Source organism: Microbacterium sp. Y-01 (genome assembly GCF_003856715.1).
GTDB lineage: Bacteria > Actinomycetota > Actinomycetes > Actinomycetales > Microbacteriaceae > Microbacterium > Microbacterium algeriense.
In genome coordinates this window covers 3,710,310-3,734,394 of sequence record NZ_CP024170.1, presented here as the reverse complement: position 1 = coordinate 3,734,394, position 24,085 = coordinate 3,710,310, and the positions used below count along the sequence as shown (strand labels likewise).

24 protein-coding genes and 1 pseudogene are annotated in these 24,085 nt (G+C 70.1%); 11 read left to right on the top strand and 14 right to left on the bottom strand.

Annotation, left to right across the window (positions count from 1 at the left end):
• The first annotated feature begins 3 nt into the window (after positions 1-3).
• Complete coding sequence (locus CSX12_RS18560; RefSeq protein WP_164479601.1) at positions 4-180, top strand: hypothetical protein; 177 nt, start codon at positions 4-6, stop codon at positions 178-180.
• A gap of 9 nt (positions 181-189) precedes the next feature.
• Here the strand turns inward: CSX12_RS18560 and CSX12_RS17980 are convergent, their stop codons facing one another.
• From CSX12_RS17980 to CSX12_RS18775, 6 genes and pseudogenes are all read right to left on the bottom strand, one after another.
• A complete protein-coding gene (locus CSX12_RS17980) occupies positions 190-1,572 on the bottom strand; it encodes an LLM class flavin-dependent oxidoreductase (RefSeq protein WP_124896704.1) in 1,383 nt (460 codons plus the stop codon).
• A 233-nt stretch (positions 1,573-1,805) separates the two neighbouring features.
• Entirely contained in the window at positions 1,806-2,522 is a 717-nt protein-coding gene (pnuC, locus tag CSX12_RS17975) for a nicotinamide riboside transporter PnuC (protein ID WP_124896703.1), read from the bottom strand.
• A 5-nt stretch (positions 2,523-2,527) separates the two neighbouring features.
• Positions 2,528-3,055, bottom strand: coding sequence for a GNAT family N-acetyltransferase (locus CSX12_RS17970; protein ID WP_017204708.1), 528 nt, complete (start codon positions 3,053-3,055; stop codon positions 2,528-2,530).
• Positions 3,056-3,128: 73 nt separating this feature from the next.
• Positions 3,129-4,046 (bottom strand): DUF808 domain-containing protein, encoded by a 918-nt coding sequence (locus CSX12_RS17965; protein WP_124896702.1) that lies wholly within the window; start codon positions 4,044-4,046, stop codon positions 3,129-3,131.
• Between the two features lie 48 nt (positions 4,047-4,094).
• On the bottom strand, positions 4,095-4,496 hold the full coding sequence (locus CSX12_RS18780; RefSeq protein ID WP_241160508.1) for an FCD domain-containing protein: 402 nt from the start codon (positions 4,494-4,496) through the stop codon (positions 4,095-4,097).
• A gap of 155 nt (positions 4,497-4,651) precedes the next feature.
• Positions 4,652-4,786: pseudogene (locus CSX12_RS18775) on the bottom strand (GntR family transcriptional regulator); the annotation flags it as partial.
• Positions 4,787-4,944: 158 nt separating this feature from the next.
• On the opposite strand from CSX12_RS18775, the gene CSX12_RS17955 reads away from it, so the two are divergent.
• From CSX12_RS17955 to msrA, 10 genes are all read left to right on the top strand, one after another.
• Entirely contained in the window at positions 4,945-6,540 is a 1,596-nt protein-coding gene (locus tag CSX12_RS17955; RefSeq protein WP_124896701.1) for an ABC transporter substrate-binding protein, read from the top strand.
• A 76-nt stretch (positions 6,541-6,616) separates the two neighbouring features.
• Positions 6,617-7,573, top strand: a complete 957-nt coding sequence (locus tag CSX12_RS17950; RefSeq protein ID WP_124896700.1) for an ABC transporter permease — start codon at positions 6,617-6,619, stop codon at positions 7,571-7,573.
• A 1-nt stretch (position 7,574) separates the two neighbouring features.
• Positions 7,575-9,626: a dipeptide/oligopeptide/nickel ABC transporter permease/ATP-binding protein gene (locus CSX12_RS17945; protein WP_124896699.1), complete on the top strand. Its 2,052-nt coding sequence runs from the start codon at positions 7,575-7,577 to the stop codon at positions 9,624-9,626.
• The gene (locus tag CSX12_RS17940; RefSeq protein WP_124896698.1) at positions 9,623-10,423 is read left to right on the top strand and encodes an ATP-binding cassette domain-containing protein; all 801 of its coding nucleotides are present in this window, start codon (positions 9,623-9,625) and stop codon (positions 10,421-10,423) included. The genes CSX12_RS17945 and CSX12_RS17940 overlap by 4 nt, the downstream gene beginning before the upstream one ends.
• A gap of 15 nt (positions 10,424-10,438) precedes the next feature.
• Positions 10,439-11,383: a dihydrodipicolinate synthase family protein gene (locus CSX12_RS17935; protein ID WP_124896697.1), complete on the top strand. Its 945-nt coding sequence runs from the start codon at positions 10,439-10,441 to the stop codon at positions 11,381-11,383.
• Positions 11,383-12,315 (top strand): ROK family protein, encoded by a 933-nt coding sequence (locus CSX12_RS17930; protein ID WP_124896696.1) that lies wholly within the window; start codon positions 11,383-11,385, stop codon positions 12,313-12,315. Before CSX12_RS17935 ends, CSX12_RS17930 begins: the two co-directional genes overlap by 1 nt.
• Complete coding sequence (locus CSX12_RS17925) at positions 12,312-12,998, top strand: putative N-acetylmannosamine-6-phosphate 2-epimerase (RefSeq protein WP_124896695.1); 687 nt, start codon at positions 12,312-12,314, stop codon at positions 12,996-12,998. The genes CSX12_RS17930 and CSX12_RS17925 overlap by 4 nt, the downstream gene beginning before the upstream one ends.
• A 5-nt stretch (positions 12,999-13,003) precedes the next feature.
• Positions 13,004-13,912, top strand: a complete 909-nt coding sequence (locus tag CSX12_RS17920; RefSeq protein WP_241160623.1) for a DUF4862 family protein — start codon at positions 13,004-13,006, stop codon at positions 13,910-13,912.
• A 106-nt stretch (positions 13,913-14,018) separates the two neighbouring features.
• Entirely contained in the window at positions 14,019-14,507 is a 489-nt protein-coding gene (gene msrB / locus CSX12_RS17915; RefSeq protein WP_124896693.1) for a peptide-methionine (R)-S-oxide reductase MsrB, read from the top strand.
• Entirely contained in the window at positions 14,504-15,046 is a 543-nt protein-coding gene (msrA, locus tag CSX12_RS17910) for a peptide-methionine (S)-S-oxide reductase MsrA (protein ID WP_017204711.1), read from the top strand. The genes msrB and msrA overlap by 4 nt, the downstream gene beginning before the upstream one ends.
• An 87-nt stretch (positions 15,047-15,133) precedes the next feature.
• On the opposite strand, the gene CSX12_RS17905 is transcribed toward msrA, so the two are convergent.
• From CSX12_RS17905 to CSX12_RS17870, 8 genes are all read right to left on the bottom strand, one after another.
• Positions 15,134-15,934: an alpha/beta fold hydrolase gene (locus tag CSX12_RS17905; protein WP_124896692.1), complete on the bottom strand. Its 801-nt coding sequence runs from the start codon at positions 15,932-15,934 to the stop codon at positions 15,134-15,136.
• Positions 15,935-16,042: 108 nt separating this feature from the next.
• The gene (locus CSX12_RS17900) at positions 16,043-17,494 is read right to left on the bottom strand and encodes a catalase (RefSeq protein ID WP_017204713.1); all 1,452 of its coding nucleotides are present in this window, start codon (positions 17,492-17,494) and stop codon (positions 16,043-16,045) included.
• 63 nt (positions 17,495-17,557) lie between these two features.
• Entirely contained in the window at positions 17,558-17,980 is a 423-nt protein-coding gene (locus CSX12_RS17895; RefSeq protein ID WP_017204714.1) for a Fur family transcriptional regulator, read from the bottom strand.
• Positions 17,981-18,038: 58 nt separating this feature from the next.
• Positions 18,039-20,072 carry a hypothetical protein gene (locus CSX12_RS17890; RefSeq protein WP_124896691.1) on the bottom strand — a complete coding sequence of 678 codons (2,034 nt, stop codon included), beginning with the start codon at positions 20,070-20,072 and terminating at the stop codon, positions 18,039-18,041.
• 5 nt (positions 20,073-20,077) lie between these two features.
• Complete coding sequence (locus CSX12_RS17885; protein ID WP_124896690.1) at positions 20,078-21,061, bottom strand: glycoside hydrolase family 130 protein; 984 nt, start codon at positions 21,059-21,061, stop codon at positions 20,078-20,080.
• Between the two features lie 14 nt (positions 21,062-21,075).
• Complete coding sequence (locus CSX12_RS17880) at positions 21,076-21,918, bottom strand: carbohydrate ABC transporter permease (protein ID WP_124896689.1); 843 nt, start codon at positions 21,916-21,918, stop codon at positions 21,076-21,078.
• A complete protein-coding gene (locus tag CSX12_RS17875) occupies positions 21,915-22,811 on the bottom strand; it encodes a sugar ABC transporter permease (protein ID WP_017203618.1) in 897 nt (298 codons plus the stop codon). The genes CSX12_RS17880 and CSX12_RS17875 overlap by 4 nt, the downstream gene beginning before the upstream one ends.
• 4 nt (positions 22,812-22,815) lie before the next feature.
• On the bottom strand, positions 22,816-24,081 hold the full coding sequence (locus CSX12_RS17870) for an extracellular solute-binding protein (RefSeq protein WP_017203617.1): 1,266 nt from the start codon (positions 24,079-24,081) through the stop codon (positions 22,816-22,818).
• Positions 24,082-24,085 lie beyond the last annotated feature (4 nt).

Genomic DNA, 24,085 nt, shown 5'->3' with positions numbered 1-24,085 from the left:
GGGATGACCAAGAACATCTGGACCATCCTCGGCGTGATCCTCGCCGTCGTGATCGCGTGGTGGATCGTGAGCGCGCTGTTCTCGGTCCTCGCCTTCGTCTTCAAGCTCGCGATCGTCGCGGTCGTCGCCGTGGTGGTCTTCCTCGTGCTCCGCGGGATCTTCAGCCGCAGCGACGACTGACCGTCGGCGTCACGCCTTCGCGAACGCGCCAACGCGGTACTTCGCGGCGCGGTGTGTGTCCTGCACGCGGTCGCCGCGACCATGGAGCTTGTTGCGGAGCGTGCCCGGGGCATACTCCACAGGGTACGCCCCGCGCTCCCGCAGCACCGGGATGACGTGCTCGATGACGTCCTCCCACGTCCCCGGGGTCACCGCGTAGGCGAGGTTGAAGCCGTCGATGTCGGTCTCCTCGACCCACGACTGCAGTTCGTCGGCGATCTCCTCGCCCGAGCCGACGATCGTGGGGCCCAGCCCGCCGATCGCGTTGTGGCGCCCGAAGTCGCCGACGGTCCACTCCCGCCCGAGGTCGGCTTCCTCCTTCAGATGCTGCAGCACGGACTGGATCGCGTTCGACTCGACGTTCCCGACCGGCTCGTCCTCCGCGTACTGCGAGAGGTCGACGCCCATCCACCCCGACATGAACGTGAGCGCCCCCTCCGGGCTCGCGTAGGAGAGGTACTCGGCGTGCTTCGCGGTGGCCTCTTCGCTGGTCGCCGCGGTGATGACGGTGAGCAGCGTGTAGATCCGGGCGTCGTAGCGGTCGCGCCCCGCAGCTTCCAGAGCGTCGCGGATGCGCTTGACCGTGCCGGCGAGCACCTCCTTCGAGGGGGCCGCGACGAAGATGGCCTCGGCGTTCTCGGCCGCGAACCTCACCCCGCGCGGGCTGGCTCCGGCCTGGTAGATCACCGGCGTGCGCTGCGGCGACGGCTCGGAGATGTGGATGCCGGGCACGCTGAAGTGCTTCCCCTCATGCCCGATCGGATGCACCTTGGCCGGGTCGGTGAAGATGCCGCGTTCGCGATCCTCCACCACGGCGTCGTCCTCCCACGAGCCCTCCCAGAGCTTGTAGAGCACCTCGACGTACTCGTCCGCATGGTCGTAGCGGTCGTCGTGGGCGAGCTGGTCCTCCTGACCCATGTTGCGCGCGGCGCTGGGCAGATACCCGGTCACGACGTTCCAGCCGATCCGGCCCTGCGTGAGGTGGTCGAGCGTGCTCAGGCGCCGGGCGAAGGGGTAGGGGTGCTCGAACGCGGTGCCGGCCGTGATGCCGAAACCCAGGTTCTCCGTGACGGCGGCCATCGCGCTGACCAGGAGGATCGGGTCGTTCACCGGAACCTGCGCGCCGTTGCGGATCGCGGCCTCGTTCGTGCCGCCGTACACGTCGTAGGTGCCCAGCACGTCGGCGATGAAGATGCCGTCGAAGGTCGCGCCCTCGAGCAGCTTCGCCAGATCCGTCCAGTACGAGATCGTGTTGTACTGCCGCGACCGGTCGTCCGGATGCCGCCACAGGCCGGACGACTGGTGGGCGACGCAGTTCATGTCGAAGGCGTTGAAGCGGATCTGACGGGTCATGGGGTCCATGAAAGGCGATGGCGGCGATCAGGTCGAGCCTCCCCGACACGGACCGAAACAATCCGGGACCCGTGTCGGGCCGACGGATGTCGGGCCGACGGATGTTGGGCCGGACGGATGTCGGATCGACGGACGGATGTCGGGCCGGATCGCCTGGTTCGGTCCGACATGCGTCCGGGCGCCCGACATCCGTCCGAGCGAGAGAGGAGCGAGAGAGGGGGAGGGACCGGGGGTCAGGCGTCGGTGCCGTCGGCGTCGGGGCGCCGCGGGCTGGGATCGGGCGGCAGGATCTCGATCGGATGCGCGGCCTGGCGCTGCGCCCGCCACCAGATCACGAAGCCGATCGCGGTGAAGCCGCCGTAGAAGACGTACATGAGGCCCGTCGCGTAGTAGCCCGAGCTGAACAGCAGCGGCACCCCGACCACGTCGACCGCGATCCAGATCAGCCAGAACTCGGTCCACCCCTTGGCCATGCCGTAGGTGGCGAGGAGCGAGCCGACGAAGGTCCAGGCGTCCGCCCACACGGGCTCCCACGATCCGAGCGCCCGGAACAGCGGGGTCAGGGCGATCGTGCCGACGATCATCACCAGCACGAGGCCGATGCGCGCGCTCGTCGGCGCCCACCGCGGGATGACGCGTCCGCCGTCGAGGTTGCGCCAACGCACCCAGCCGTAGATCGCGACCGCGATGAACATGACCTGCCGGCCGGCCTGACCCAGCAGGTGCGGCAACGACGGATCAGGGCTCAGCGCCGACCCCAGGAACACCGTCAGCAGCAGCACATTGCCGATGATGCCCACAGGCCACGCCCACACCTTGCGCCGCATGCCGCCCAGCGCGCTCGCGAGGCCGAACGCGTTGCCGACGACTTCGCGCACGAGGAGGGTCTGCCCACCCGGCAGCGTCCACTGCGAGTTGAAGGCGTCGACGAACCACTGCAGCAGGTCCATCGTCGTCAGACCACGACGTCCGGTGCGGGGCGGTCGTCGAGCACGAGCTGCAGCATGCTGAGGTCGAGCCAGCGGCCGAACTTGGCGCCCACCTGCGGCATGCGACCGACTTCGCGGAAACCGAGACGTTCGTGCAGCGCGATGGATGCGGTGTTCCCACTCTCGATGCCACCGATCATCACGTGCATCCCGTCGGCCCTGGCGCGCTCGATCAGCGCGGTCATCAACGTGGTCCCGATCCCTCGGCCCCGCTGGTCGCCCCGCACGTAGACGGAGTGCTCGACGGTGTGCCGGTAGCCGCTGTGCGGCCGCCACTGCGCATACGACGCGTAGCCGACCACCCCCGTTTCGTCGGCGGCCACGATCACCGGATATCCCCGTGCGGTGCGGTCGGCGAGCCAGGCGGCGCGATCCGCGCGGTCGACCGCGTCCTCGTTCCAGATCGCGGTCGTGTGCACGACGGCGTGGTTGTGGATCTCGGTGATCGTGTCGAGGTCGGCGCTCTCGGCGTCCCTGAGGTGCACGGCGGTCATCGGGGGTTCTTCCTTCTTCGCGCTTCGGGTGCGCAAGCCGACGTTATCAGGGCATCGGACGCCGATTCCGATGTCAGACGTGGATGTCGGCGGGCGAGGTCTCGCCCTCGTGGAAGCTCGGCTTCTTGCCGAAGAGCTTGGCGATGCCGAGGACGATGCCGACGATCACGAGTCCCCAGGCCAGGCCGGCGATCGCGGAGATGATCGTGTCGACGACCCACACGACGAAGCCGCCGAACGGCTCCAGCGCGTGCTCGACCGCGTGCAGCATGTCGGCCGGGGCGTGCAGCCCCACCTCGCCGAGGTTGATCAGGACGAGGTGACCGCCGACCCACAGCATCGCGACGGTGCCGAGCACGCTGATGAACCGGAACACCGCGGGCATCGACCGGACGATCCGGGTGCCGGTGTGCCGCACCCGCTGCACGGGGTTCTTCGCCATCTTCAGGCCGATGTCGTCGATCTTCACCAGGAGCGCCACCGCGCCGTAGACCGCGACCGTCATGAGCACGGCGATCACGGCGAGGATCGCGAGGGTCGACCAGATGTCGAGTCCCTTGTCGAGGCTGGCGAGCGAGATGAGCATGATCTCGGTCGAGAGGATGAGGTCGGTGCGGACGGCGCCGAGCACGAGCTTCTTCTCGTCGCGGGCGCTCTCGTCGGCGTGGCCGTGCTGCACCCCGAACCACTCCAGCACCTTCTCCGCCCCCTCGAAGCACAGGTACGAGCCGCCGAGGATCAGCAGATACGGCAGCACCCACGGCGCGAAGGCCGTGAGCAGCAGCGCGATCGGGATGATGATGACGAACTTGTTCACCAGCGACCCGAGGGCGATCTTGCCGACGACCGGGAGCTCGCGCGCCGGCGTGATGCCCTGCACGTACTGCGGGGTCACGGCGGCGTCGTCGATGACCACCCCCGCGGCCTTCGCCGACGCCTTCATCGCGGCGCTCAGGATGTCGTCGACGACGGCGAGCAGTCCAACGGACATGCGGGTCCTCTTTCCGTGGTGGGAAAGTCAGACTACCGACTCCCGGGCTCAGGCCCGCACGTTCTCCGCGGTCGCCAGCACCCGCTGCAGCGGCTGGTAGTGCTCGATGACGGCCTGGCGGTAGCGCTCGACGTCGCCCGAGCGCGCGGCGTCCAGCATGTCGCCATGCGCCTTGGCGGTCTTGTGGATGTCGTCGGGCTGCGCGATGCCGAGCTGCGGGAGCACGGCGGTGTGCACGTCCCAGAAGGCTCCGACGAGCTGGCCGACCAGGCGGTTGTCGATGGCGCCGAAGAGGCGGGTGTGGAACGCCCTGTCCTCGTCGAGGAAGTACTCGCCGCGCCCGGCCTTGTCGACCATCTCGGCGACGAGCTCGTCGAGCTCCGGGTCCGCCTGAGCCTGAGCGGCCTCGACCACGCGCTCCGCCATGGAGAGGTCGAGGGCGAGACGCACCTCCACGACCTCGCGCAGGGCCTGCAGCGACCCCTCGGGGAGAGCACGCCGCGGAAGACGAGCGCCTCGACCATCGGGTCCAGCGACATCGGGCCCACATAGGTGCCGTGTCCGTGCCGGACGTCGACGATGTCGAGGGTGGAGAGCGTGCGGATCGCCTCACGGACCGAGGAGCGCGACACGTCGAGCTCCTCGCAGAGCTCGGCCTCGGTCGGCAGCGGGTCGCCGGGGGTGAGTCCGCGCGTGAGGATGAGCTGCTTGATCTGATCCGCCGTCGTGGCTCGCCGCATCCGCGACGCCCTCCCCGTGGTGGACTTCATAGGGTCCCTCTCCTGCCTGCCGGAAACGCTCCGATCCTCTCACTCTTGTGATCCGGTCGAACGTGTGTTTAGAGTACATCAGACGTCTGATGTCCTCAAGGCGTCGCCCCCCACCACCTGGAGCACACATGAACCGACACAGCACCCGCCGCCGCGCGGGTCGTCTTGCGATGGCGGTCGCCGGCACGGTCGCCGCGTCCCTCGCCCTCGCCGGCTGCGGCGGCGGCGCCGCCAGCACCGCCGAGAGCCCTGCCGCGAGCGACATCGACCCGGACGGCATCATCGAGGCCGGGATCTCGTACACCCTGAACGGCAGCTTCGACCCGATGGTCGCCTCCGGCGCCGTGACGGTCTCGGCCAACTGGCACATCTTCGAGGGGCTCATCGACCTCGACCCCGTCACGCAGGAGCCCGCCCCCGCCCTCGCGGCCGACTTCCCGACGCAGGTCGACGAGACGACCTACGACATCGACCTCCGCGAAGGCGCGACGTTCCAGAACGGGGACCCGGTCACCGCCGACGACGTGGTCTTCAGCTACGAGCGCGTCCTCGACCCGGCGAACAACTCCCTGTTCCGCTCGTTCGTCGAGTTCATCGACACGGTCACCGCCGTCGACGAGGACACCGTCCGGATCACCACCGACTACCCGTTCTCGCTCATCGACGATCGACTCGGCGTCGTCAAGATCGTGCCGAAGGCCGTGGTCGAGGCCGACCCCGAGGAGTTCGGCGCGCACCCGATCGGCTCCGGTCCCTACGCCCTCGTCTCCGCCGTCCCCGAGGACAAGATCGTCTTCGAGCGGTACGACGACTACAACGGCCCGCGTCCCGCGCTCGCCGCTGGCATGAACTGGAACCTCCTCGCCGACGCCTCCGCCCGCGTCACCGCGATGTCGACCGGCACGGTGCAGGCGATCGAGGACGTGCCCTACATCGACGCCGACGGACTGGCCGCCTCGGCCGAGGTCGAGAGCGTGCAGTCGTTCGGCCTCCTCTTCATGATGTTCAACACGAAGGCCGAGCCGTTCGACGACGTCCGCGTCCGCCAGGCGCTGCACTACGCGCTCGACATGGACAAGATCATCGAGACCGGCATGCTCGGCAACGCCACCCCGGCCACGTCGTTCCTGCCCGAGGACTACCCGAACTACCACGAGGCCTCCACGGTCTACTCCTACGACCCGGAGAAGGCGGAGGAGCTGCTGGCGGAGGCCGGGGTCTCCGACCTCGCGATCACGCTGCGCATGACCGACACCGGATGGGTGAAGGAGGTCGCCCCGCTCATCAAGGAGTCCCTCGACGCGATCGGCATCGACACCACCCTCGACATCAGCCAGTCCGCGTCGATGTACGAGAAGGTCGACTCCGGCGACTACACCGTCGCCATCGCCCCCGGTGACCCGTCGGTGTTCGGCGTGGACCCCGACCTGCTCATGAACTGGTGGTACGGCGAGAACGTCTGGACCCAGACGCGCACCGCCTGGGCCGACTCCCCGGAGTACGCCGAGCTGCGCACGCTGCTCGACACCGCCGTCACCCAGGAGGGCGAGGAGCAGCAGGAGTCCTGGAACCAGGCGTACGACCTGATCTCCGACCAGGCCGTGCTGTACCCGCTGTTCCACCGCAAGCTGCCCACCGCCTGGAGCTCACAGGAGCTGGTCGGCTTCCAGCCGGTCCCCACGACCGGACTGTCGTTCCTCGACGTCGGCGTGGCCGCGAAGTAGCACCTGCCCGACAGGGCGGGGGCGCGCTCGCCCGAAGAGCGCGCCCCCGCCACCCCACCCCCGGAAGGAGCGGCACGTGTCCCACACGCTCCGCCTCGTCGGCCGGCGACTGCTGCAGTTGCCGCTGATGATCCTCGGCATCACGTTCCTGGTCTTCTTCGTGATGTCGTTCTCGCCCGTCGACCCGGCTCGCACCGCGCTCGGCGAGACCGCCTCCCCCGAAGCGCTGGAGGCGTACCGCGAAGACCACGGACTGAACCTCCCGCTGTTCGTCCGCTACGTGAACTTCCTGTTCGGCCTCGTCCAGGGCGACCTGGGCACCTACTCCGCCCGCAGCCTGCCGGTGGTCGACGAGGTCGCCCGAGCCTTCCCGGTGACGCTGGCCCTGACCTTTCTCGGTCTGGTGATCGCGGTCCTCGTCGCGTTCGTGATCGGCGTCCTCGCCGCCGTCTACCGCGACCGCTGGCCCGACCAGGTCATCCGCGTCTTCGGCGTCGCCGCGTTGTCCACGCCCTCCTTCTGGCTCGCCATCCTCCTCATCCAGGTGTTCACCCTGGCGCTCGGGATGCTGCCGGCCTCGGGCCCGCTGCCGGCCTTCGCCGACGACCCGTCCGGATGGCTCGCCCGGATGACCCTTCCCGCGGTCGCGCTCGCCGTGCCCGTGATCGGCCAGCTCTCCCGGGTCGTGCGCACCTCGATGGTCGAGGAGCTCGACCGCGACTATGTGCGCACCGCCCTCGGCGCCGGCATACCTCGGGTGATCGTCGTCGGCCGCAACGTGCTGCGCAACGCGCTGATCACCCCCGTGACCGTGCTGGGTCTCCGCATCGGGTACCTGCTCGGCGGCGCCGTGGTGATCGAGATCATCTTCGCGATCCCGGGGATGGGCACCCTCATCCTCAACGGGGTCACCAACAACGAACCCAACCTCGTGCAGGGCGTGACGCTCGCGGTCGCGCTCGCGTTCGTCGTGATCAACATCATCGTCGACCTCCTGTACGTGCTCATCAATCCTCGAATCCGGGCGGTGTGACATGCGACGCAGACTCACGGAACGACTCTCCGTCCCCGGCCTCCGCTGGGGCCGCCTCTCCCTCGGCTCGATCATCTGCCTCGCCGTGCTCGCGATCATCGCGCTCGCCGCGATCCTCGCTCCGCTGATCTCGCCGTACGACCCGCTCGCCTCCGGCTCCCCGGTGCAGCCGCCGAGTGCGGAGCACTGGTTCGGCACCGACCGGCAGGGTCGCGACATCTTCTCCCGACTGGTCTACGGGGCCCGCTACTCCCTCGTGATCGGGCTCGGGGCCACCCTCGTCGCCCTCGCCGTCGCCTGCGTGCTGGGCACGATCGCCGCGACCGCGCCGAAGTGGATCTCCGAGACCCTCATGCGGGTCATGGACGTGATCATGTCGTTCCCCGGCATCGCGCTCGCCGCCGTGTTCGTGGCGGTGTTCGGCAAGTCGCTTCCGGTGCTGGTGCTCACGATCGCGTTCCTCTACGTGCCGCAGCTGACCCGCATCGTCCGGGCGAACATCCTCGACCAGTACGGCGAGGACTACGTCTCGGCCGTCCGCGTGATGGGCGCGGGGACCCCGCGGATCATCGTGCGGCACGTCGCCCGCAACGCCATGGCACCCGTGCTCGTCTTCGCCACGGTGCTCGTCGCCGACGCGATCGTGTTCGAGGCCTCGCTGTCGTTCCTGCAGGCCGGTGTGCCCGACCCCGAGCCGTCCTGGGGCAACGTGATCGCCGCGGGTCGCAACCTGCTCATGAGCGGGGCCTGGTGGGCGACCTTCTTCCCCGGCATCCTCATCATGATCACCGTGCTGTGCCTCAACATCCTGTCCGAGGGGATGACCGACGCCATGGTCTCGCCGCGCGCCAGGAAGATCACGGCCGATGCCGCGAACACGGAGGAGTCGACGCACGACCTGGAGGAGGCCGCCGTCCCGGACGACACCCACGTGATCCCGACGGTCGACACCGCGGTCAACCTCTCGGTGCCCAGCGGCGTCCCCGACGTGCTCGTGCCCACCGCGGAGGCGGTGCCGCTGGCGGAACGCCTCGCCGAGCTGCGCGCCCGCGAGCTCGCCCGCACCGATCGCCTGGTCTACACGGGAGACGCCGCGCCCCTGCTCGAGGTGCAGGATCTGTGCATCTCCTTCCCGCGCCACGGGGACGTCGACGTGGTCGACCACGTCAGCTTCTCCGTGCGCCCCGGCGAGACCATGTCGCTCGTGGGGGAGTCGGGGTGCGGCAAGTCCATCACCTCGCTGGCGATCATGGGGCTGCTCGATCCGAAGGCCGACATCCGTGGGCGCATCCTGTTCGACGGGAAGGATCTGCTGCGGATGACGCCGAAGGAGCGCAACGCGCTGCGCGGCCACGACATCGCGATGATCTACCAGGACGCCCTGAGCTCGCTGAATCCCGCGATGCTGATCCGCGCGCAGATGAAGCAGCTCACGTCCCGCGGCGGCACCCGCACGGCCGAGGAGCTGCTGGAGCTCGTCGGTCTCGATCCGAAGCGCACGCTCGCCTCGTACCCGCACGAACTGTCGGGCGGCCAGCGGCAGCGCGTGCTCATCGCGATGGCCCTGACCCGCGATCCGCGGCTGGTGATCGCCGACGAGCCCACCACGGCCCTCGACGTGACGGTGCAGGCGCAGGTCGTGGAGCTGCTCATGCGGCTGCAGCGGGAGCTCGGCTTCGCGCTGGTGTTCGTCTCGCACGACCTCGCCCTCGTCGCCGAGCTCTCGCACCGGATCACGGTGATGTACGCGGGCCAGGTCGTGGAGCAGGGCACCACGCGGGAGGTGCTCACGCAGCCCGTGCACGAGTACACCCAGGGCCTGCTCGGGGCGGTGCTCTCGATCGAGGCCGGTTCCGACCGCCTGCACCAGGTGTCCGGTGTCGTCCCCTCCCCGCGGGACTTCCCGCAGGGCGACCGCTTCGCGCCGCGCTCGACGGACCCCGCCCGGTACGCCGGGGTGGAACCCGTGCGGCGGCACATCGACGGCACCGAGCACTACTACTCCGCGCATCCTGCCGATGCGCCCGTCGAACCGATCGGAGCAGGACGATGAGCGAACCCGTCATCCAGCTGCAGGACGTGCACGTCCGCTACCGGGCCCGCAGCTCGTCGCTGTTCCGCCCGCACTACGTCGACGCGCTCGCCGGGGTCTCGCTCACGGTCCGTCGCGGACAGACGCTGGGCATCGTGGGCGAGTCCGGCTCGGGCAAGTCGACCTCCGCGAAGGTGCTGATCGGCCTCGAGAAGCCCACGAGCGGTCAGGTCGTCTTCGACGGGGAGACCGTGCGCTCCTTCACCCCCGCGGTGCGCAAGCGCCTGGGGCGCATCCTCTCCGTGGTCTTCCAGGACCCGGCGACGGCTCTGAACGCCCGCATGAGCGTGCGGGACGCGCTGCTGGATCCGCTGCAGGTGCATCGCCTCGGCTCCCCGGCGAGCCGGGAGCGCAAGGTGCGCGACCTCGTCGGGCTCGTGGGGCTGCCGTCGTCGGCGCTGGAGGCGCTGCCCAGTCAGCTCTCCGGCGGCCAGCGGCAGCGCGTCGCGATCGCCAGAGCCCTCGTCCTCGACCCGCAGGTCATCGTCGCGGATGAGCCGACCTCGGCCCTCGACGTCTCGGTGCGCGCGCAGATCCTGAACCTGCTGACCGACCTGAAGCAGCAGCTCGGCCTGGGCATGGTCTTCATCTCCCACGACATCCAGACCGTCCGCTACCTCTCCGACGAGATCGCCGTGATGAACAAGGGCCGCGTCGTCGAGCACGGCGACGCCGCCCGGGTCTTCGACGACCCCGCCGATCCCTACACCCGCACGCTGCTGGGCGCCGCGCCTTCGCTGCTCGCACCCCACCACTGAAAAGACGGAACACCTATGCCTTCCCCCACTCCCGCCCTGTCGTTCTCCGGCGTCGTCCCGCCGGTCGCCACCCCGCTGCTCCCCGACGGGACGATCGACCACGCGTCGCTCACCCGCCTCGTCGAGCGCCTGATCGGGGAGGGCGTCTCCGGACTGTTCGCGCTCGGCTCCACCGGCGAGACCGCCTACTTCACCGACGACCAGCGCGTCGAGCTGCTGCAGACGATCGTCGCCGCGAACGCCGGACGCGTGCCCGTCATCGTCGGGGCGATCGAGCTCACGGCCCCGCGCATCATCGAGACCGCCCGCCGGCTCGCCGCCGCGGGCGCGCAGGCGATCGTGACCACCGCGCCGCTGTACACGCTGAACTCGCCGGCCGAGGTCGCCGCGCACTTCCGGACGATCGCCGCGGCGATCGACGTGCCGCTGTGGGCCTACGACGTGCCGGTGCGCGTGCACTCCAAGCTCGGCATCGACCTGCTCGTGCAGCTCGGCAGGGAGGGTGTCATCCAGGGCGTGAAGGACTCGTCCGGCGACGACGTCGGGTTCCGCCGACTGATCGCGGCGAACGAGGCCGCCGGTCGCCCGCTGCAGCTTCTCACCGGGCACGAAGTGGTCGTCGACGCGATGGCCCTCGTCGGTGCGGCGGGTGTCGTCCCCGGTCTGGCGAACGTGGAGGCCGCGGGCTACGTGCGCCTCTGGGCGGCCGCGCAGCGCGGTGACTGGGCGACCGCGCGGGCCGAGCAGGAGCGCATCAACCGGCTCTTCGACATCGTGTTCCAGCCGCAGGGGCTGTCCGGCGACGCCACCGGCGTCGGGGCGTTCAAGGCGGCGATGCACGCGCGCGGCATCATCGACCATGCGGCGATGGCCGACACGGTGGAGCCGCTCACGCCGGAGGCCGTCGCCGGCATCCGCACGATCCTCGACGAGCTCGGTCTGCTTCCGGTCGCCGTCTGATGCGCGAGGTCGTCCTCGCCGTCGACATCGGCGGCACCAAGACGGCCGCGGCGCTCGCCGATCGGGCGGACGCGCTGCTGCGCACCACCGCGGCGCCGACTCCCGCGAGCGAGGGACCCGCCGCCGTCGTGGCGACCGTCGCCGCGCTCGCGGAGGAACTGCTCGACGAGGAGTCCGCGCTGGTCGGCGTCGGCATCGGCACCGCGGGCGTGGTCGACGCACGGACGGGGACGATCGTGTCGGCCACCGACACCTTCGCCGACTGGCCGGGCACTCCGCTGGCCGCCATGATCCGGGGAGCCCTCGCGGACCGCCTCCCCGCCGATGCGCCGGTCGCCGTGCAGAACGACGTCGACGCGCACGCCACGGGGGAGTACCTGCACGGGGCCGCCGCCGGAGCCTCGACCACCCTCGTCGTCGCCGTCGGCACGGGGGTCGGCGCAGGCATCATCCTCGACGGCCGTCCGGTGCGCGGCGCCCATCACGTGGCGGGCGAGCTCGCGCACCTCCCCATCCCGGGGGCGGCGCACCTCCGCTGTCCCTGCGGGCGGAACGGACACCTCGAAGCCCTCGGCTCCGGCATCGGCCTGCACCGGCACTACCTCTCGCTCGGCGGTGACCCGGCGCTGCGCGATGCGCGCGGAGTCGCCGCCGCGTCCGGCACGGGGGACTCCCTCGCCGTCCGCGCCGTCCAGGACTCCGCCGCCGCCGTCGGCCGCGCACTCGCGGGAGCCGCGACCCTCCTCGACCCGGAGCGGATCGTCGTCACCGGCGGCGTGCCGCGCATCGGCGAGCTGTGGTGGGACGCCCTGCGGGCGGCCTTCCACGCCGAGGCCATCGACGCCCTGCACGACACCCCCATCCTGCCGGGCTCCCTCGGCGACGACGCGCCGCTGCGGGGAGCCGCGGCATCCGCCTGGAGGCGACCATGACATCCACCCCCATCCTCGAACGCCTGCACGGCGGACTCATCGTCTCCTGTCAGGCGTACCCCGGGGAGGCGATGCGCGACCCGCGCACCATGGCGCAGGTCGCCGACGCCGCCATCGTCGGCGGTGCCGCCGGGATCCGCGTGCAGGGCATCGACGACATCCGCGCGGTCGCCGCCCTCCCGGTGCCGATCATCGGACTGTGGAAGGACGGCGACGCCGACGTCTTCATCACGCCGACGCTGGAGCATGCCGTGGCCGTCGCCGACGCGGGCGCTGACATCGTGGCGATCGACGGCACCCGCCGCCGGCGGCCCGACGGCCGGACCCTCGCGGAGACCATCGTCGGCCTGCGCGCGCATTCCGACGCGCTCATCATGGCCGACTGCGGTTCACTCGACGATGCCATCGCGGCTGAAGCCGCGGGTGCGGACATCCTCGGCACGACCCTGTCCGGCTACACCGGGGAGCGTCCGAAGAGCGACGGCCCCGACCTCGAGCTCATCGGTCTCATCGCGGCGCGCTGCGCGCGCCCGGTCGTCGCAGAGGGCCGCTTCCACACCCCGGCGCACGCCGCCGCCGCGATCGCCGCGGGCGCCTACGCGGTCTGCGTCGGCACGGCCATCACCCATCCGGCTACCATCACGTCGTGGTTCGCGCGGAGTCTCGCCGAGGCCCGTCCGTGACCCCCATGCTCCTCAGCGCCTATCCGCTGTCTCCCGCGCATGCCCGGTGGGATCCGGCATTCGAGGCCGCGCTGCTGCCGGAGCTCTGCGCGCTCCCCGGGGTGGCCGGGCTCGAGGTGCCGTGGATGGGGGCGATGCATCCGCACGACCCGTCCTGGCTCCTCGACCACCTGCCGGGTGTGCCGCTCGCGATCACCCCGGTGCCGTTCGTGATGCGGCGACTCGGGGAGGACCCGTCGTACGGACTCGCCTCGCCGCAGGAGGCGGGGAGGGCCGCGGCGGTGGCCGACCTCCGGCGCATGGCGGACGACGTCGCGCGGCTCACCGCCGAGACCGCCGCAGCGGTCGCGGTGGTGATGCTGCACACCGCGCCCCGCGGGAGCGGAGACGGGGACGCGCTCGCCCGGTCGGTGGAGGAGGTCGCGGCGTTCGACTGGAGCGGAGCCCGGCTCGTCATCGAGCACTGCGACGCGGCCGTTCCCGGACAGACGCCGGAGAAGGGATTCCTCCCGCTCGCTGCCGAGATCGCGGCCATCCGGTCCGCCGGCGCCCCGGTCGGCCTCTGGCTCAACTGGGGGCGGTCGGCGATCGAGCTGCGGGACGCGGATGCGGTGACCGCGCAGATCGCCGACGCGGCGGCCTCGGGGCTGCTGACCGGGCTCGCGTTCTCCGGGGCCGCGCCGGTGGAGACTCCGTACGGCCCCGCCTGGGTGGACGCGCACCTGCCCATCGCGGAGACCCATCCCGCGTCGGCGTCGCTGCTCGACGCGGCGCATGTCCGCGCGGCGCTCCGGGCCGCGGCCGACGTGCCGTGGATCGGCCTCAAAGTCGCGCGACGGCCGGAGGATCGCACGGTCCCAGAGGTCGTCCGCACTGCCGAACGGAACCTCGGCGTCGTCCGCGACGCGGGCTGAGCCGGAAACTCTCAGCCCGCTCCCAGCCCCGCGGGACCAAAACGGGCTCCTCCCTGGTTCTCCTCTATGACGCCGCAGCCAGCGACGTCGGACAAGGAGTCACATCATGTCGAACGACCACGCCAAGACCCCCGAGGCCGTGAGCGCTCTCACGCCTCTGCAGTATCAGGTCACCCAGCAGGACGCGACAGAGCCCCCGTTCCGCAACGCGTACTGGGACAACCACGACGACGGCATCTACGTCGACGTCGTCTCCGGCGAGCCCCTGTTCTCGTCGACCGACAAGTTCGACAGCGGGACGGGATGGCCGAGCTTCACCAAGCCCATCGACGCCGCGGCCGTGACCACGCGCACCGATCGCTCGCTGTGGATGAAGCGCACGGAGGCGCGGTCGGCGGGCGCCGACAGCCACCTCGGACACGTCTTCGACGACGGCCCCCGCGCCGAGGGCGGCCTCCGCTACTGCATGAACTCGGCGGCCCTCCGCTTCATCCCGGCGGAGGATCTCGAGAAGGAGGGGTACGGTCGCTACAGCCCCCTCTTCGCGCAGAACCCCGACAGCGCGACCACCGACACCTCTGAGGAGCAGTCATGACCGACACCGGAACCATCACCCGCACCCCCGGGACCGAGACCGCCGTCCTCGCGGGCGGCTGCTTCTGGGGCATGGAAGACCTGATCCGCCGCCAGCCCGGCGTGCTCGACACCCGTGTCGGCTACACGGGCGGCGAGAACGACCATGCGACCTATCGCAACCACCCCGGTCACGCCGAGGCCGTGGAGATCGTGTTCGACCCGAGCAAGACGACCTACCGCGACATCCTGGCCTTCTTCTTCCAGATCCACGACCCGTCGACGCTGAACCGTCAGGGCAACGACATCGGGTCGAGCTACCGGTCGGCGATCTTCCCGCTCACTCCCGAGCAGGAGCAGGTCGCCCGCGACACGATCGCCGATGTCGACGCCTCCGGCCTGTGGCCGGCGAAGGCCGTCACCACGATCGAGCCCGCCGGTCCGTTCTGGGAGGCCGAGCCCGAGCACCAGGACTACCTGATCAAGTACCCGAACGGCTACACGTGTCACTTCCCCCGCGCCGGCTGGGTCCTGCCGAAGCGCGAGGAAGCCACCGCCTGATCCCGAGACCCCGCTTTCGCGCCGAGACCCCCTCCTACACACGCGTGTGGGAGGGGGTCTCGGCGCGAAGACGGGGGCTCGGCGGGATCAAGACTCGGCGAAGAAACCGAGCGCGGCCTGCTTGAAGTCGCGGGAGCCGGGGGCGTTGAAGTGGTGGCGGTTCGGGAGCTCGACGAAGCGGGCATCGGGAGCCGCGGCGGCCAGTGCCCGGGAGCCCTCGATGATCGCGTCCTTCGATCCCGTCGCGAACAGCAGCGGCACGACCGGGGCGTCCGCGGGATCGGGGTCGATCGTGCCGGAGCCCCGAAGTCCCTCGGCCAGGGCGATGAGCGCGCGCAGATCGTTCCCCGGCACGCGCTCGGTCAGCGCGATGTAGTTCTGCGTCGTGCGGTCCTCCACCGGCGTGCCGTCCGCGATGTAGGCGCGCACCTGGTCGAGGTCGAGGCGCGCGAGCGGGATGCCGTCGGGCACGCCGCCCAGGACCGCCCGGCCGATCCGATGCGGGAGCTCGCGGGCCACCTCCCATCCGACCCGGGCACCGAGGGAGTAGCCGAGGTAGAAGGCGTCGTCCACGAGATACGTGTCCATGACGGTCTCGACGTCGGTGACGAGGTTCCGGATCGCGTACGCGTCGGATTCGTGCGGCTTCTCGCTCTGACCGTGCCCGCGCTGGTCGAGCGCGAGCACGCGGTACCCGGCCCTGGTCAGCTCGCGCACCCAGCCCGTCAGCACCCAGTTGTCGCGGGCGCCGGAGGCGAAGCCGTGCACGGTCACCACGACCGGGGCGTCGAGCTCCCCCCAGGTGTACGTCGCGAGTCGTGTGCCGTCCGCCGCGTAGACGTGCTGCGGGTCGGGCATCTCTGTGAGGTCGGAGAGGGAAACAGCCACCCCTCCATCTTGGCCCTGACGTCGACGCCGAGACCCCGGTTACACGCCGAAACCCCCGCCCCGCGGTGTCGCGGGGCGGGGGTCTCGAGGAGAACCCGGGGTCTCGGGTCAGACGCGGTCGCGCAGAGCGGCGCCGAGCTCGGCGTCCACGTTCGTCCAGTACTGGAAGAAGCGCTCGCGGATCTCGTCGATCGTGATCGAGCGGCCCTGACCGGTCAGCGTCTCCAGGAATCGGGCGCGCTGCGGGCCGTCGAAGACCTCGCGGTACAGCGTGCCGGCCTGACCGAAGTCGTCGTCCTCGGCGTGCAGCGTCGCGGCGGAACGCGTGAGCTCGCCGTCGGCCTCCCAGTTGATCTCGATGCCCTTCGCCGGGTCGGCTTCGGGGCCGCCCGCCGGGCCGAAGGAGTTCGGCTGATAGGTGCGGTGTGCGGCGTCGTTGAACTGGTACCGCATCGACCCTTCGTGCTGGTAGTTGCGCGCCTCGCTGGCGTGCGGCTGGTTCACCGGCAGCTGGTTGTAGTTCGGTCCGATGCGGTGACGCTGCGCGTCGGGGTACGCGAAGATCCGGCCCAGGAGCATCTTGTCGGGCGAGATGCCGGTGCCGGGGACCTGGTTCGCCGGTGCGAAGCCCGCCTGCTCGATCTGCGCGAAGAAGTTCTCCGGGTTGCGGTTCAGGGTCAGGGTGCCGACCTTGATGCGCGGGTAGTCCTTCTTCGAGATCGTCTTGGTGAGGTCGAAGGGGTTGAAGCGGTAGTCCTTCGCCTCGTCGTACGGCATGATCTGCACGTAGAGGTCCCACTTCGGGAAGTCGCCGTCGGAGATCGACTGGAACAGGTCGCGGCGGTAGTGGTCCGCGTCGGTTCCTGCCAGCTTCTCGGCCTCGTCCGGGCTCATCGCCTCGACGCCCTGGTGCGAGATGAAGTGGTACTTCACCCAGAACACCTCGCCGGCCGCGTTGACCCACGAGTAGGTGTGCGAGCCGTATCCGTTCATGTGACGCCAGCTGCGGGGCAGACCGCGCTCGCCCATGAGGTAGGTGACCTGGTGGGCGCTCTCGGGGGAGAGGGTCCAGAAGTCCCACTGCATGTCGGCGTCGCGCAGGCCGGAGTCGCCGAGGCGCTTCTGGGAGTGGATGAAGTCGGGGAACTTCATGGCATCGCGGAGGAAGAACGTCGGGGTGTTGTTGCCCACGATGTCGAGGTTGCCCTCGGTCGTGTAGAAGCGCAGCGAGAAGCCGCGCACGTCGCGCCAGGTGTCGGGCGACCCCTGCTCGCCGGCCACCGAGGAGAAGCGCAGGAGCGTCTCGCTCGTCGCTCCGGGCTGGAACACCGCAGCGCGGGTGTAGGCCGACACGTCTTCCGTGACGACGAACTCGCCGAACGCCCCGCCGCCCTTGGCGTGCGGGTTGCGCTCCGGGACGCGCTCGCGGTTGAAGGCGGCGATCTTCTCGACCAGGTGGTGGTCGTGCAGGACCGTGGGGCCGTCGGCGCCCACCGTCAGCGAATGCGTGTCGCTGGCGATCGGTGCTCCGGCCTGCGTGGTGGTGGCAGGTCTCGTCATGGTGTTCTCCTTCTCCGTGCAGGCGCGACGAACTACCCCTCTGTCGGGGAGCGGTCGGCCGAACTACTGCGCGGCGTTCTGGCAGCTGGGGCAGAGGCCCCAGAAGGTGACTTCGGCTGTCTGGACGGTGAATCCCCCCGTCGAGGACGGGGTGAGACACGGCGCCTCGCCGACGACGCAGTCCACATCGCCGATCGCACCGCAGGAGGTGCAGACGATGTGGTGGTGGTTGTCGTCGATGCGCCGCTCGTAGAGCGCCGCGGAACCTGCCGGTTCGATCCGACGGATGAGGCCCGCCGTCGTCAGGTCCGCGAGGATGTTGTGCACCGACTGGATCGACGTGGTCGGCAGCACTTCGGACACGGCGCGGTAGACCCGCTCCGCATCCGTATGGGCCATGGAGTCGAGAGCCTCGAGCACGGCGACGCGGCCCGCGGTCGCGCGCAGCCCGGCGCCGCGAAGCGCCGAGTCGAGTTCTGTCTCCATCCCCCGAGCATACCTCGTTTTTTGAGTGGTTCAAAAGAACGCATGCCGGGATGCTGCATCAGCCTCGCGTGATGGTGAACCCGGCTCCGCGCACGCGCACCCGTCCGCCCGCGGCGGCGCGCCCCCGGTCCGCTCCGTCCGCGTCGTAGGCGCGACCGTCGCCCGGCGCGAGCGGCGCGACCCGCACCTCTCGTCGCGTCCCGTTCGCATAGAGCACGGTCACCCCCGAGGTCGTGGCGTACACCGCACTCGCGACCCGCGGCTGGATGACCAGGGCGTCCAGGCGGACTTCACCGCGGCTCGTGCAGCGCACCGTCACCGCGGCCTCGGGCAGGTCGCCCCCCAGCAGCTGCGGCACGAGCATGCCCTCGGCCTCGGTGAGCCCCCGATCGCCGACCCCGCCGGCAGCGGTCCGTGCACGCCACACCCGTCGTCCGCCGCGGCGCACCTCCCACTCCGCCTCGCCCGCGTCCGCTGCCTGCCGCCACACCAGCGCGTGCAGGATGCCACCCGCCTCCGTGACGTCGAACTCGACCCATTCCCCGCGCGGGATGCGCACGTACGCGCCCCCGGAGAGATTGCCCTCGCCGGTCCATGCCCCGCCGTCCGGTCGCTCGATCACGCACCCGGGGGAGAGCCGTGCCGTCTCCGCATCGACGGCGCGCAGTCCGGAATGGGACGTGAGCCCCGTGATCGAGGTCGCGATCGCCGCCACGTCGCGGTCGGCATCCAGCAGGAGCATCGTGAGCAGACCGTGGATCGTCGACTCGGCGCCGGAGTTGCGGTTCACTCTCCCGTCCGTCTCGACTCCGTCGTACGTCACACCCGTCGCGGGGTCGTACACGGGCACACCGGCGGTGTTCGCGCCGAAGAACCACCCGGCGGCCAGGCCGGCGAGCCCGCGCAGCCCCACACCACCGACCGCAGCCGCCTGGAGCGCACCGGCGACGCGTCCGTGCGCACCGTACGCGATCTGCGCTTCGGCGGGAAGCGGCGCCCACGCGTTGTGCGGTCCTCCGGACGCCAGCACCTGCGGAGTGAAGCGTCCCGCATCCGCGAGGGCGGCGGCCGACCACTCCCGACGCCGGAGCACCGCCCCCGCCCTGGCGAGCGCCTCCGGGGCCGCTGCACCCCAGGCGTGCCAGAAGCCGAGCGAGCCGGTCCACGGCAGCACCGCGCCGAACGGCCACCCGTTCGCCGGGTCCGTGGCCATCGCGGCCACACCCTCCCCGTAGGTCCGCAGCGCCGCACGGCTGCGGGCGTCTCCGGCCTCCGTCGCGGCGGCGAGCCCGAGCATCGCCTCGGCCGTGGCATCCGCACCTCCTGCGATCAGCCAGGCCGGCAGGTTCCGGCCGTCGCTGCGGACCCATCGTCCGGCGCGCGAGAGCGACTCGCGGCCGAGCGCATCCAGGCACAGGTGCAGTCGCGCCAGGAGGAAGGCCGCGAAGTCGGGGTCCTCGCGACGGAACGCGGCGTAGCCCTCGCCGAAGGCCCAGACCGTGCGGGCGAGCCAGTACGACTCGGCCGAATCGGAGGGATCCGGCAGCTCGACCGGGATCGCGCTGGGGTTCAGGGTGCCGTCCTCCTGCTGCCAGAGCACCACCCTGCCGGTGTTCGGTCCGCTCGCGGTCTGCAGGAAGGCGAGCGCGCGCAGCACATCCCGCGCCTCATCCCGGCTCTGCCCGTCGCCCGTCGCACGCCAGTCCCGCAGGAACACCACGGCGGCCCTGGCGATGTCGTCCGCGTTGTACGCCCCCTGGGTCCAGTGCCCCGTCGCGGCGTCCCGGGTTCCGCCCCCGACGGGACGGTAGCCGCCGGCGCCGTCCGCGTCGGCATAGGTCCACGGGGCGCGCACGGTCGGATTCGTGTCGATGCCGAACGTCGTGTGCGCGTCACTCGGAGCGATCGGCACCTCGGCGAGCAGGAAGCGCAGATGCGCGAGGTTCGTCAGGCGAGATCGACGGGCGACCGCGGGGAGGGGCGTCGCGGTACCCATCGGATCCGTGGCGCCGACCGCGGCGTCCACCGGCAGCAGAGCGAGGGCGGAGCTGGCCGCGGCGAGAGCCAGGAAGGAGCGCCGAGAGGTGTCCATGATCGTCACGCCTCACCGTCGTCGCGGAGCGCGCGGCCCCACGGCTCGGCGGGATCGTGGATCGCGACGGCGAGCGTCGTGTCGGACTGCCCGTAGTACGCGAACCACCGGCCGTGGAACTTCACGAGTCCCTCCACGAAGGTGACGTTGGAGACCAGGCCGTGCATGTCCTCGAAGGTCTGCGGTCGCAGCCACGGCTCCTGCAGCCGCGCGATGACCTTCGTCGGCTCGTCCGGGTCGATGGCGATCTGTCCGCACCGGTAGTCCACCTCGACCGTGCCGTCCTCGTACACGACACGCGTGGCGCCGTTGGTGAGGAACACCAGCAGCCCGTTGTCGGCGAGCACGGGAGACGTGCCGATCTCGACGAGCGCCTCATCCCAGGTCCCCGGGGTCGGGGAGTACATCGGATCGGTGTCGGCCGTTCCCGGCGTCCAGTGGATCAGGTCGTCGCTGGTGGCCCAGTAGATCGCCCCCTCGCCGAAGTACATCCACCACTTCCCGTGCATCCGCCGGGGCACGATGACACCGGCCTTCGACCAGTTGAACCCGCGGGGGTCCATGGTCTTGAAGGTGTCGAAGTCGTCGAACAGCGGCCCGTGCTTGGTCCAGGTCCGCAGGTCGGTCGACGTCGCGAGGCACAGCTGGGCGCTGCGCCGGTCCCAGCCCGTGTAGGTGAGGTAGTACGTGCCGTCGATCAGCGCGATGCGCGGGTCCTCGCACCCGTATTGCTCGTACTCCTCGGAGGGGGAGAGGATCGGCGCGTCCTCGCGGGTGAACGTGACCCCGTCTCGGGATCGGGCCAGACCGATGTGGGAGATGATGTCGTCGGCGTGCGCCCGGTACAGCAGGATCACCTCGTCGCCGTCCACGAGCGCGGCCGGGTTGTACAGATTCGCCGACTCCCAGCTGGCGCCGCGCGGTCGCAGGATCGGATTGCCCGCATAGGGGGTGAACGGCCCGAGGGGGAAGGAAGCTCCGGTGAACATGGATGCCTTTCTGACTAGCCCTTGACGGCTGCGCCGAGGTCGGTGGCCTTGAAGAAGCGCTGGAAGACGACGAACAGGATCACGACGGGGAACGCGAGCGCCGTCGCGCCGGCGAGGATCGCGCCGTTGGGGTTGGCCGTCGACTGCGCCACGTTGGAGATGTAGTTCGCGAGCGAGACGGCCAGCGGCTGCAGGCTCGCGTCCTTGGTGATGAGGAATGGCCAGAGGAACTCGTTCCACGGCCCGATGAAGGTGACCAGCACGACCGTCACCAGCACGGGACGGATGAGCGGGAGCGCGACCGAGGTCAGCAGGCGGATCTCGCCCGCGCCATCGATGCGCGCCGCCTCGAAGATCTCCACCGGGAGCGCTTTGAAGAACTGCACGAAGATGAACACCGCGGTGGTGTTGATGAGGAACGGCAGGATCATCCCCAGATAGGAGTCGCCCAGGCCGTAGCTCCGGGTGATCTGCACGTACAGCGGGATCATCAGCAGCTGGAACGGCACCATCTGCACGAGCAGCATCAGCACCCAGATCACACCGCGCCCCCGGAAGTCGAGACGGGCGATCGCGTAGCCGGCGAGCAGCCCGAACACCACGGTGCCCAGCAGCACCCCGGCGGTGAAGATCAGAGAGTTCAGCAGCGAGCCGACCAGGTCGATGCGGGAGTCGATCGCGACGAAGTTGTCGACCGTCCAGCCGCTCGTGGGCAACAGCGCGCTCGGGGAGTTGGTAGGGCTCTCCTGGAACGCCCCGACGACCATGAAGTAGAACGGGAAGGCGAACCCGATGGCCGCGATCGTGAGCAGGACGATGCTCAGGATGCGGGGCAGTGAACGTCGGCGTCTCATCATCGCTCCCTCGTCGCGCGGTTCGCCGCGAGCGACAGCATCCCGACGAGGATCACGAGGATCATGCCGATGGCCGCCGCGGTGTCGGGGTTCTGCTGCTGGATGCCCAGCTGGTAGATGAGCAGCACCGGTGTGGTGGATGCACCGTCCGGACCGCCGCCGTTGGTGAGCAGGTAGGGCTCCGTGAACAGGTTGGCTCCCGTGATGATCGAGAGGATCAGCACCAGCGTGGTGGCGCTACGGACTCCGGGGACCGTGACGTTCCAGAAGCGCGAGAGCGCGCCGGCTCCGTCGGTCTCGGCCGATTCGTAGAGCTCCTTGGGGACGTTCTGCAGCGCGGCCAGGTACAGCAGGATGTAGAACCCGAGCTGCTTCCAGGTCACGTACAGGGCGATCATCGGCATCGCGAGCCCGCTGTTGACGAGCCACGACGGATCCGGAGCCAGGGGCCCGAGGATCGTGTTGACCAGACCGTTGCCCGAGAACAGCAGCATCCACACGCCCACGAGCGAGACGCTCGCCGTCAGGTACGGGACGTAGAACGCGACCCGGTAGGCGGCGACCCAGCGGATGCCGGTGTTCAGCGCCGCGGCGAGCACGAGGGCGAGCACCGCCGTCAACGGGACGTTGATGACCAGGAAGATCAGCGTGTTGCGGAAAGAGCCCAGCACGCGCGGATCGGTCAGCACCGTGACGAAGTTGTCGAACCCGACGAAGGGCCGGTCGACCTCGGTGCCCGGCGCGGTGAAGAAGTAGTCGTGGAACGCGATGTAGACGGCGAAGGCGAGCGGATACGCGAAGATCGCGATCACGAACACGAAGTACGGCAGCGCGAACAGGCCGCCGATCGGCTGCGCACCGAACCACCGGGTGCGCAGCCGCCGCTTGTCCGTCATGACGTCACTCGGCGACGAGGTCGTCGATCTTCGACGCCGCGTTCTTCAGGTAGTCGTCGATCGACTCCTTCCCGAAGATCACTGCCGAGGAGTACTCGTCGCGGAACGCCTGCCAGGCCTCGACGGAGTTCGGGATGCTGGGCACGTCCGCCGTCCGCTCCGCCTGCTCCGCGAACGCCACGTAGTCGGGGTTCGCGGAGAAGTAGTCCGCATAGGCATCGGTGAGGCCCGTGCGCATCGGCATCTGGCCCGTCGCCTCCAGGAACTGGCCGTCGCTGTCGACGCTCGTGGAGAACTTCAGGAACTCCCACGCGGTCGCCTGGTTCTCGCACGCGGTGAACATCGACACGCTCTTCGAGTCGGCGAAGGTGATCGGGTCCTCGCGACCGTCGCTCGTCGGCACGGGCATGAAGCCCACGTCGACGGTCTCGGCGTACGAGGGGATCGCCCACGGTCCGGCCAGCTGCATCGCCGTGGTGCCGGCGGACATCGCGTCGTCGGTGGCCGCCTCGTTCGGAGCCAGCTTCTCCTCGTAGAAGGTGCGCCAGAACTCCGAGACCGTGCGCCCGTCGTCCGAGTCGACCGTGGCCTTGCCGTCCTCGACCAGCATCGTGCCGTCGGTCTCGGCGAGGTACAGCGGGTAGAAGTCGAACCACGGCTGATAGAACTCGCTCGTCGGTGCGGGCCAGATCGCGCTCTGCACCCCGGACTCCACGATCTTCCGGGATCCCTCGAGGAATGCGTCGTACGTGTTCATCTGCGGGTCGTCCGGGTCGATCCCCGCCGCCTCGAACAGCGCCTTGTTGTACATCACCATGACCGGGTTCGACTTCCACGGCAGCTGGTAGAACTTGCCGTCGGTCGCGTAGGCGTCGACCTCACCACCGCGTTCCGTGATGTAGTCGCTGCCTCCCTCCATCGTGCTGAGATCGACGAGGCCGCCCTGCTTGACCCAGCCCGACACGGCGGCGGGGGCGACGTTGTAGACCAGGCACGGCGCGGTGCCCGCCGTGATCGCTGCCGTGATGGCCTCCTCGGAGGATGATCCGGCGGGGATCTCCTGCGCGGTCACCTTCTCGTCGGGATGATCGGCGTTCCAGGCCTCGACCACGGCCTGGCCCCACGCGACCTCCTGCTCGTTGTTGGAGAGCCAGACGTCGATGGGCCCTGTGCCCTCCGCGGCTCCCTCTCCGCCGCCGCCTCCCGAGGAACATCCGGTGGCGACGAGCGCGACGGCTCCGATGAGTGCTGCGGCACGGATCTTCTTCATGGTG

Bases quoted from the DNA above. Each gene is read 5' to 3' on its own strand.
- CSX12_RS18560 (WP_164479601.1), top strand. From the start codon at position 4: ATGACCAAGAACATCTGGACCATCCTCGGCGTGATCCTCGCCGTCGTG.
- CSX12_RS17980 (WP_124896704.1), bottom strand. From the start codon at position 1,572: ATGACCCGTCAGATCCGCTTCAACGCCTTCGACATGAACTGCGTCGCC.
- pnuC (WP_124896703.1), bottom strand. From the start codon at position 2,522: ATGGACCTGCTGCAGTGGTTCGTCGACGCCTTCAACTCGCAGTGGACG.
- CSX12_RS17970 (WP_017204708.1), bottom strand. From the start codon at position 3,055: ATGACCGCCGTGCACCTCAGGGACGCCGAGAGCGCCGACCTCGACACG.
- CSX12_RS17965 (WP_124896702.1), bottom strand. From the start codon at position 4,046: ATGTCCGTTGGACTGCTCGCCGTCGTCGACGACATCCTGAGCGCCGCG.
- CSX12_RS17955 (WP_124896701.1), top strand. From the start codon at position 4,945: ATGAACCGACACAGCACCCGCCGCCGCGCGGGTCGTCTTGCGATGGCG.
- CSX12_RS17945 (WP_124896699.1), top strand. From the start codon at position 7,575: ATGCGACGCAGACTCACGGAACGACTCTCCGTCCCCGGCCTCCGCTGG.
- CSX12_RS17940 (WP_124896698.1), top strand. From the start codon at position 9,623: ATGAGCGAACCCGTCATCCAGCTGCAGGACGTGCACGTCCGCTACCGG.
- CSX12_RS17935 (WP_124896697.1), top strand. From the start codon at position 10,439: ATGCCTTCCCCCACTCCCGCCCTGTCGTTCTCCGGCGTCGTCCCGCCG.
- CSX12_RS17930 (WP_124896696.1), top strand. From the start codon at position 11,383: ATGCGCGAGGTCGTCCTCGCCGTCGACATCGGCGGCACCAAGACGGCC.
- CSX12_RS17925 (WP_124896695.1), top strand. From the start codon at position 12,312: ATGACATCCACCCCCATCCTCGAACGCCTGCACGGCGGACTCATCGTC.
- CSX12_RS17920 (WP_241160623.1), top strand. From the start codon at position 13,004: ATGCTCCTCAGCGCCTATCCGCTGTCTCCCGCGCATGCCCGGTGGGAT.
- msrB (WP_124896693.1), top strand. From the start codon at position 14,019: ATGTCGAACGACCACGCCAAGACCCCCGAGGCCGTGAGCGCTCTCACG.
- msrA (WP_017204711.1), top strand. From the start codon at position 14,504: ATGACCGACACCGGAACCATCACCCGCACCCCCGGGACCGAGACCGCC.
- CSX12_RS17900 (WP_017204713.1), bottom strand. From the start codon at position 17,494: ATGACGAGACCTGCCACCACCACGCAGGCCGGAGCACCGATCGCCAGC.
- CSX12_RS17895 (WP_017204714.1), bottom strand. From the start codon at position 17,980: ATGGAGACAGAACTCGACTCGGCGCTTCGCGGCGCCGGGCTGCGCGCG.
- CSX12_RS17890 (WP_124896691.1), bottom strand. From the start codon at position 20,072: ATGGACACCTCTCGGCGCTCCTTCCTGGCTCTCGCCGCGGCCAGCTCC.
- CSX12_RS17885 (WP_124896690.1), bottom strand. From the start codon at position 21,061: ATGTTCACCGGAGCTTCCTTCCCCCTCGGGCCGTTCACCCCCTATGCG.
- CSX12_RS17880 (WP_124896689.1), bottom strand. From the start codon at position 21,918: ATGATGAGACGCCGACGTTCACTGCCCCGCATCCTGAGCATCGTCCTG.
- CSX12_RS17875 (WP_017203618.1), bottom strand. From the start codon at position 22,811: ATGACGGACAAGCGGCGGCTGCGCACCCGGTGGTTCGGTGCGCAGCCG.
- CSX12_RS17870 (WP_017203617.1), bottom strand. From the start codon at position 24,081: ATGAAGAAGATCCGTGCCGCAGCACTCATCGGAGCCGTCGCGCTCGTC.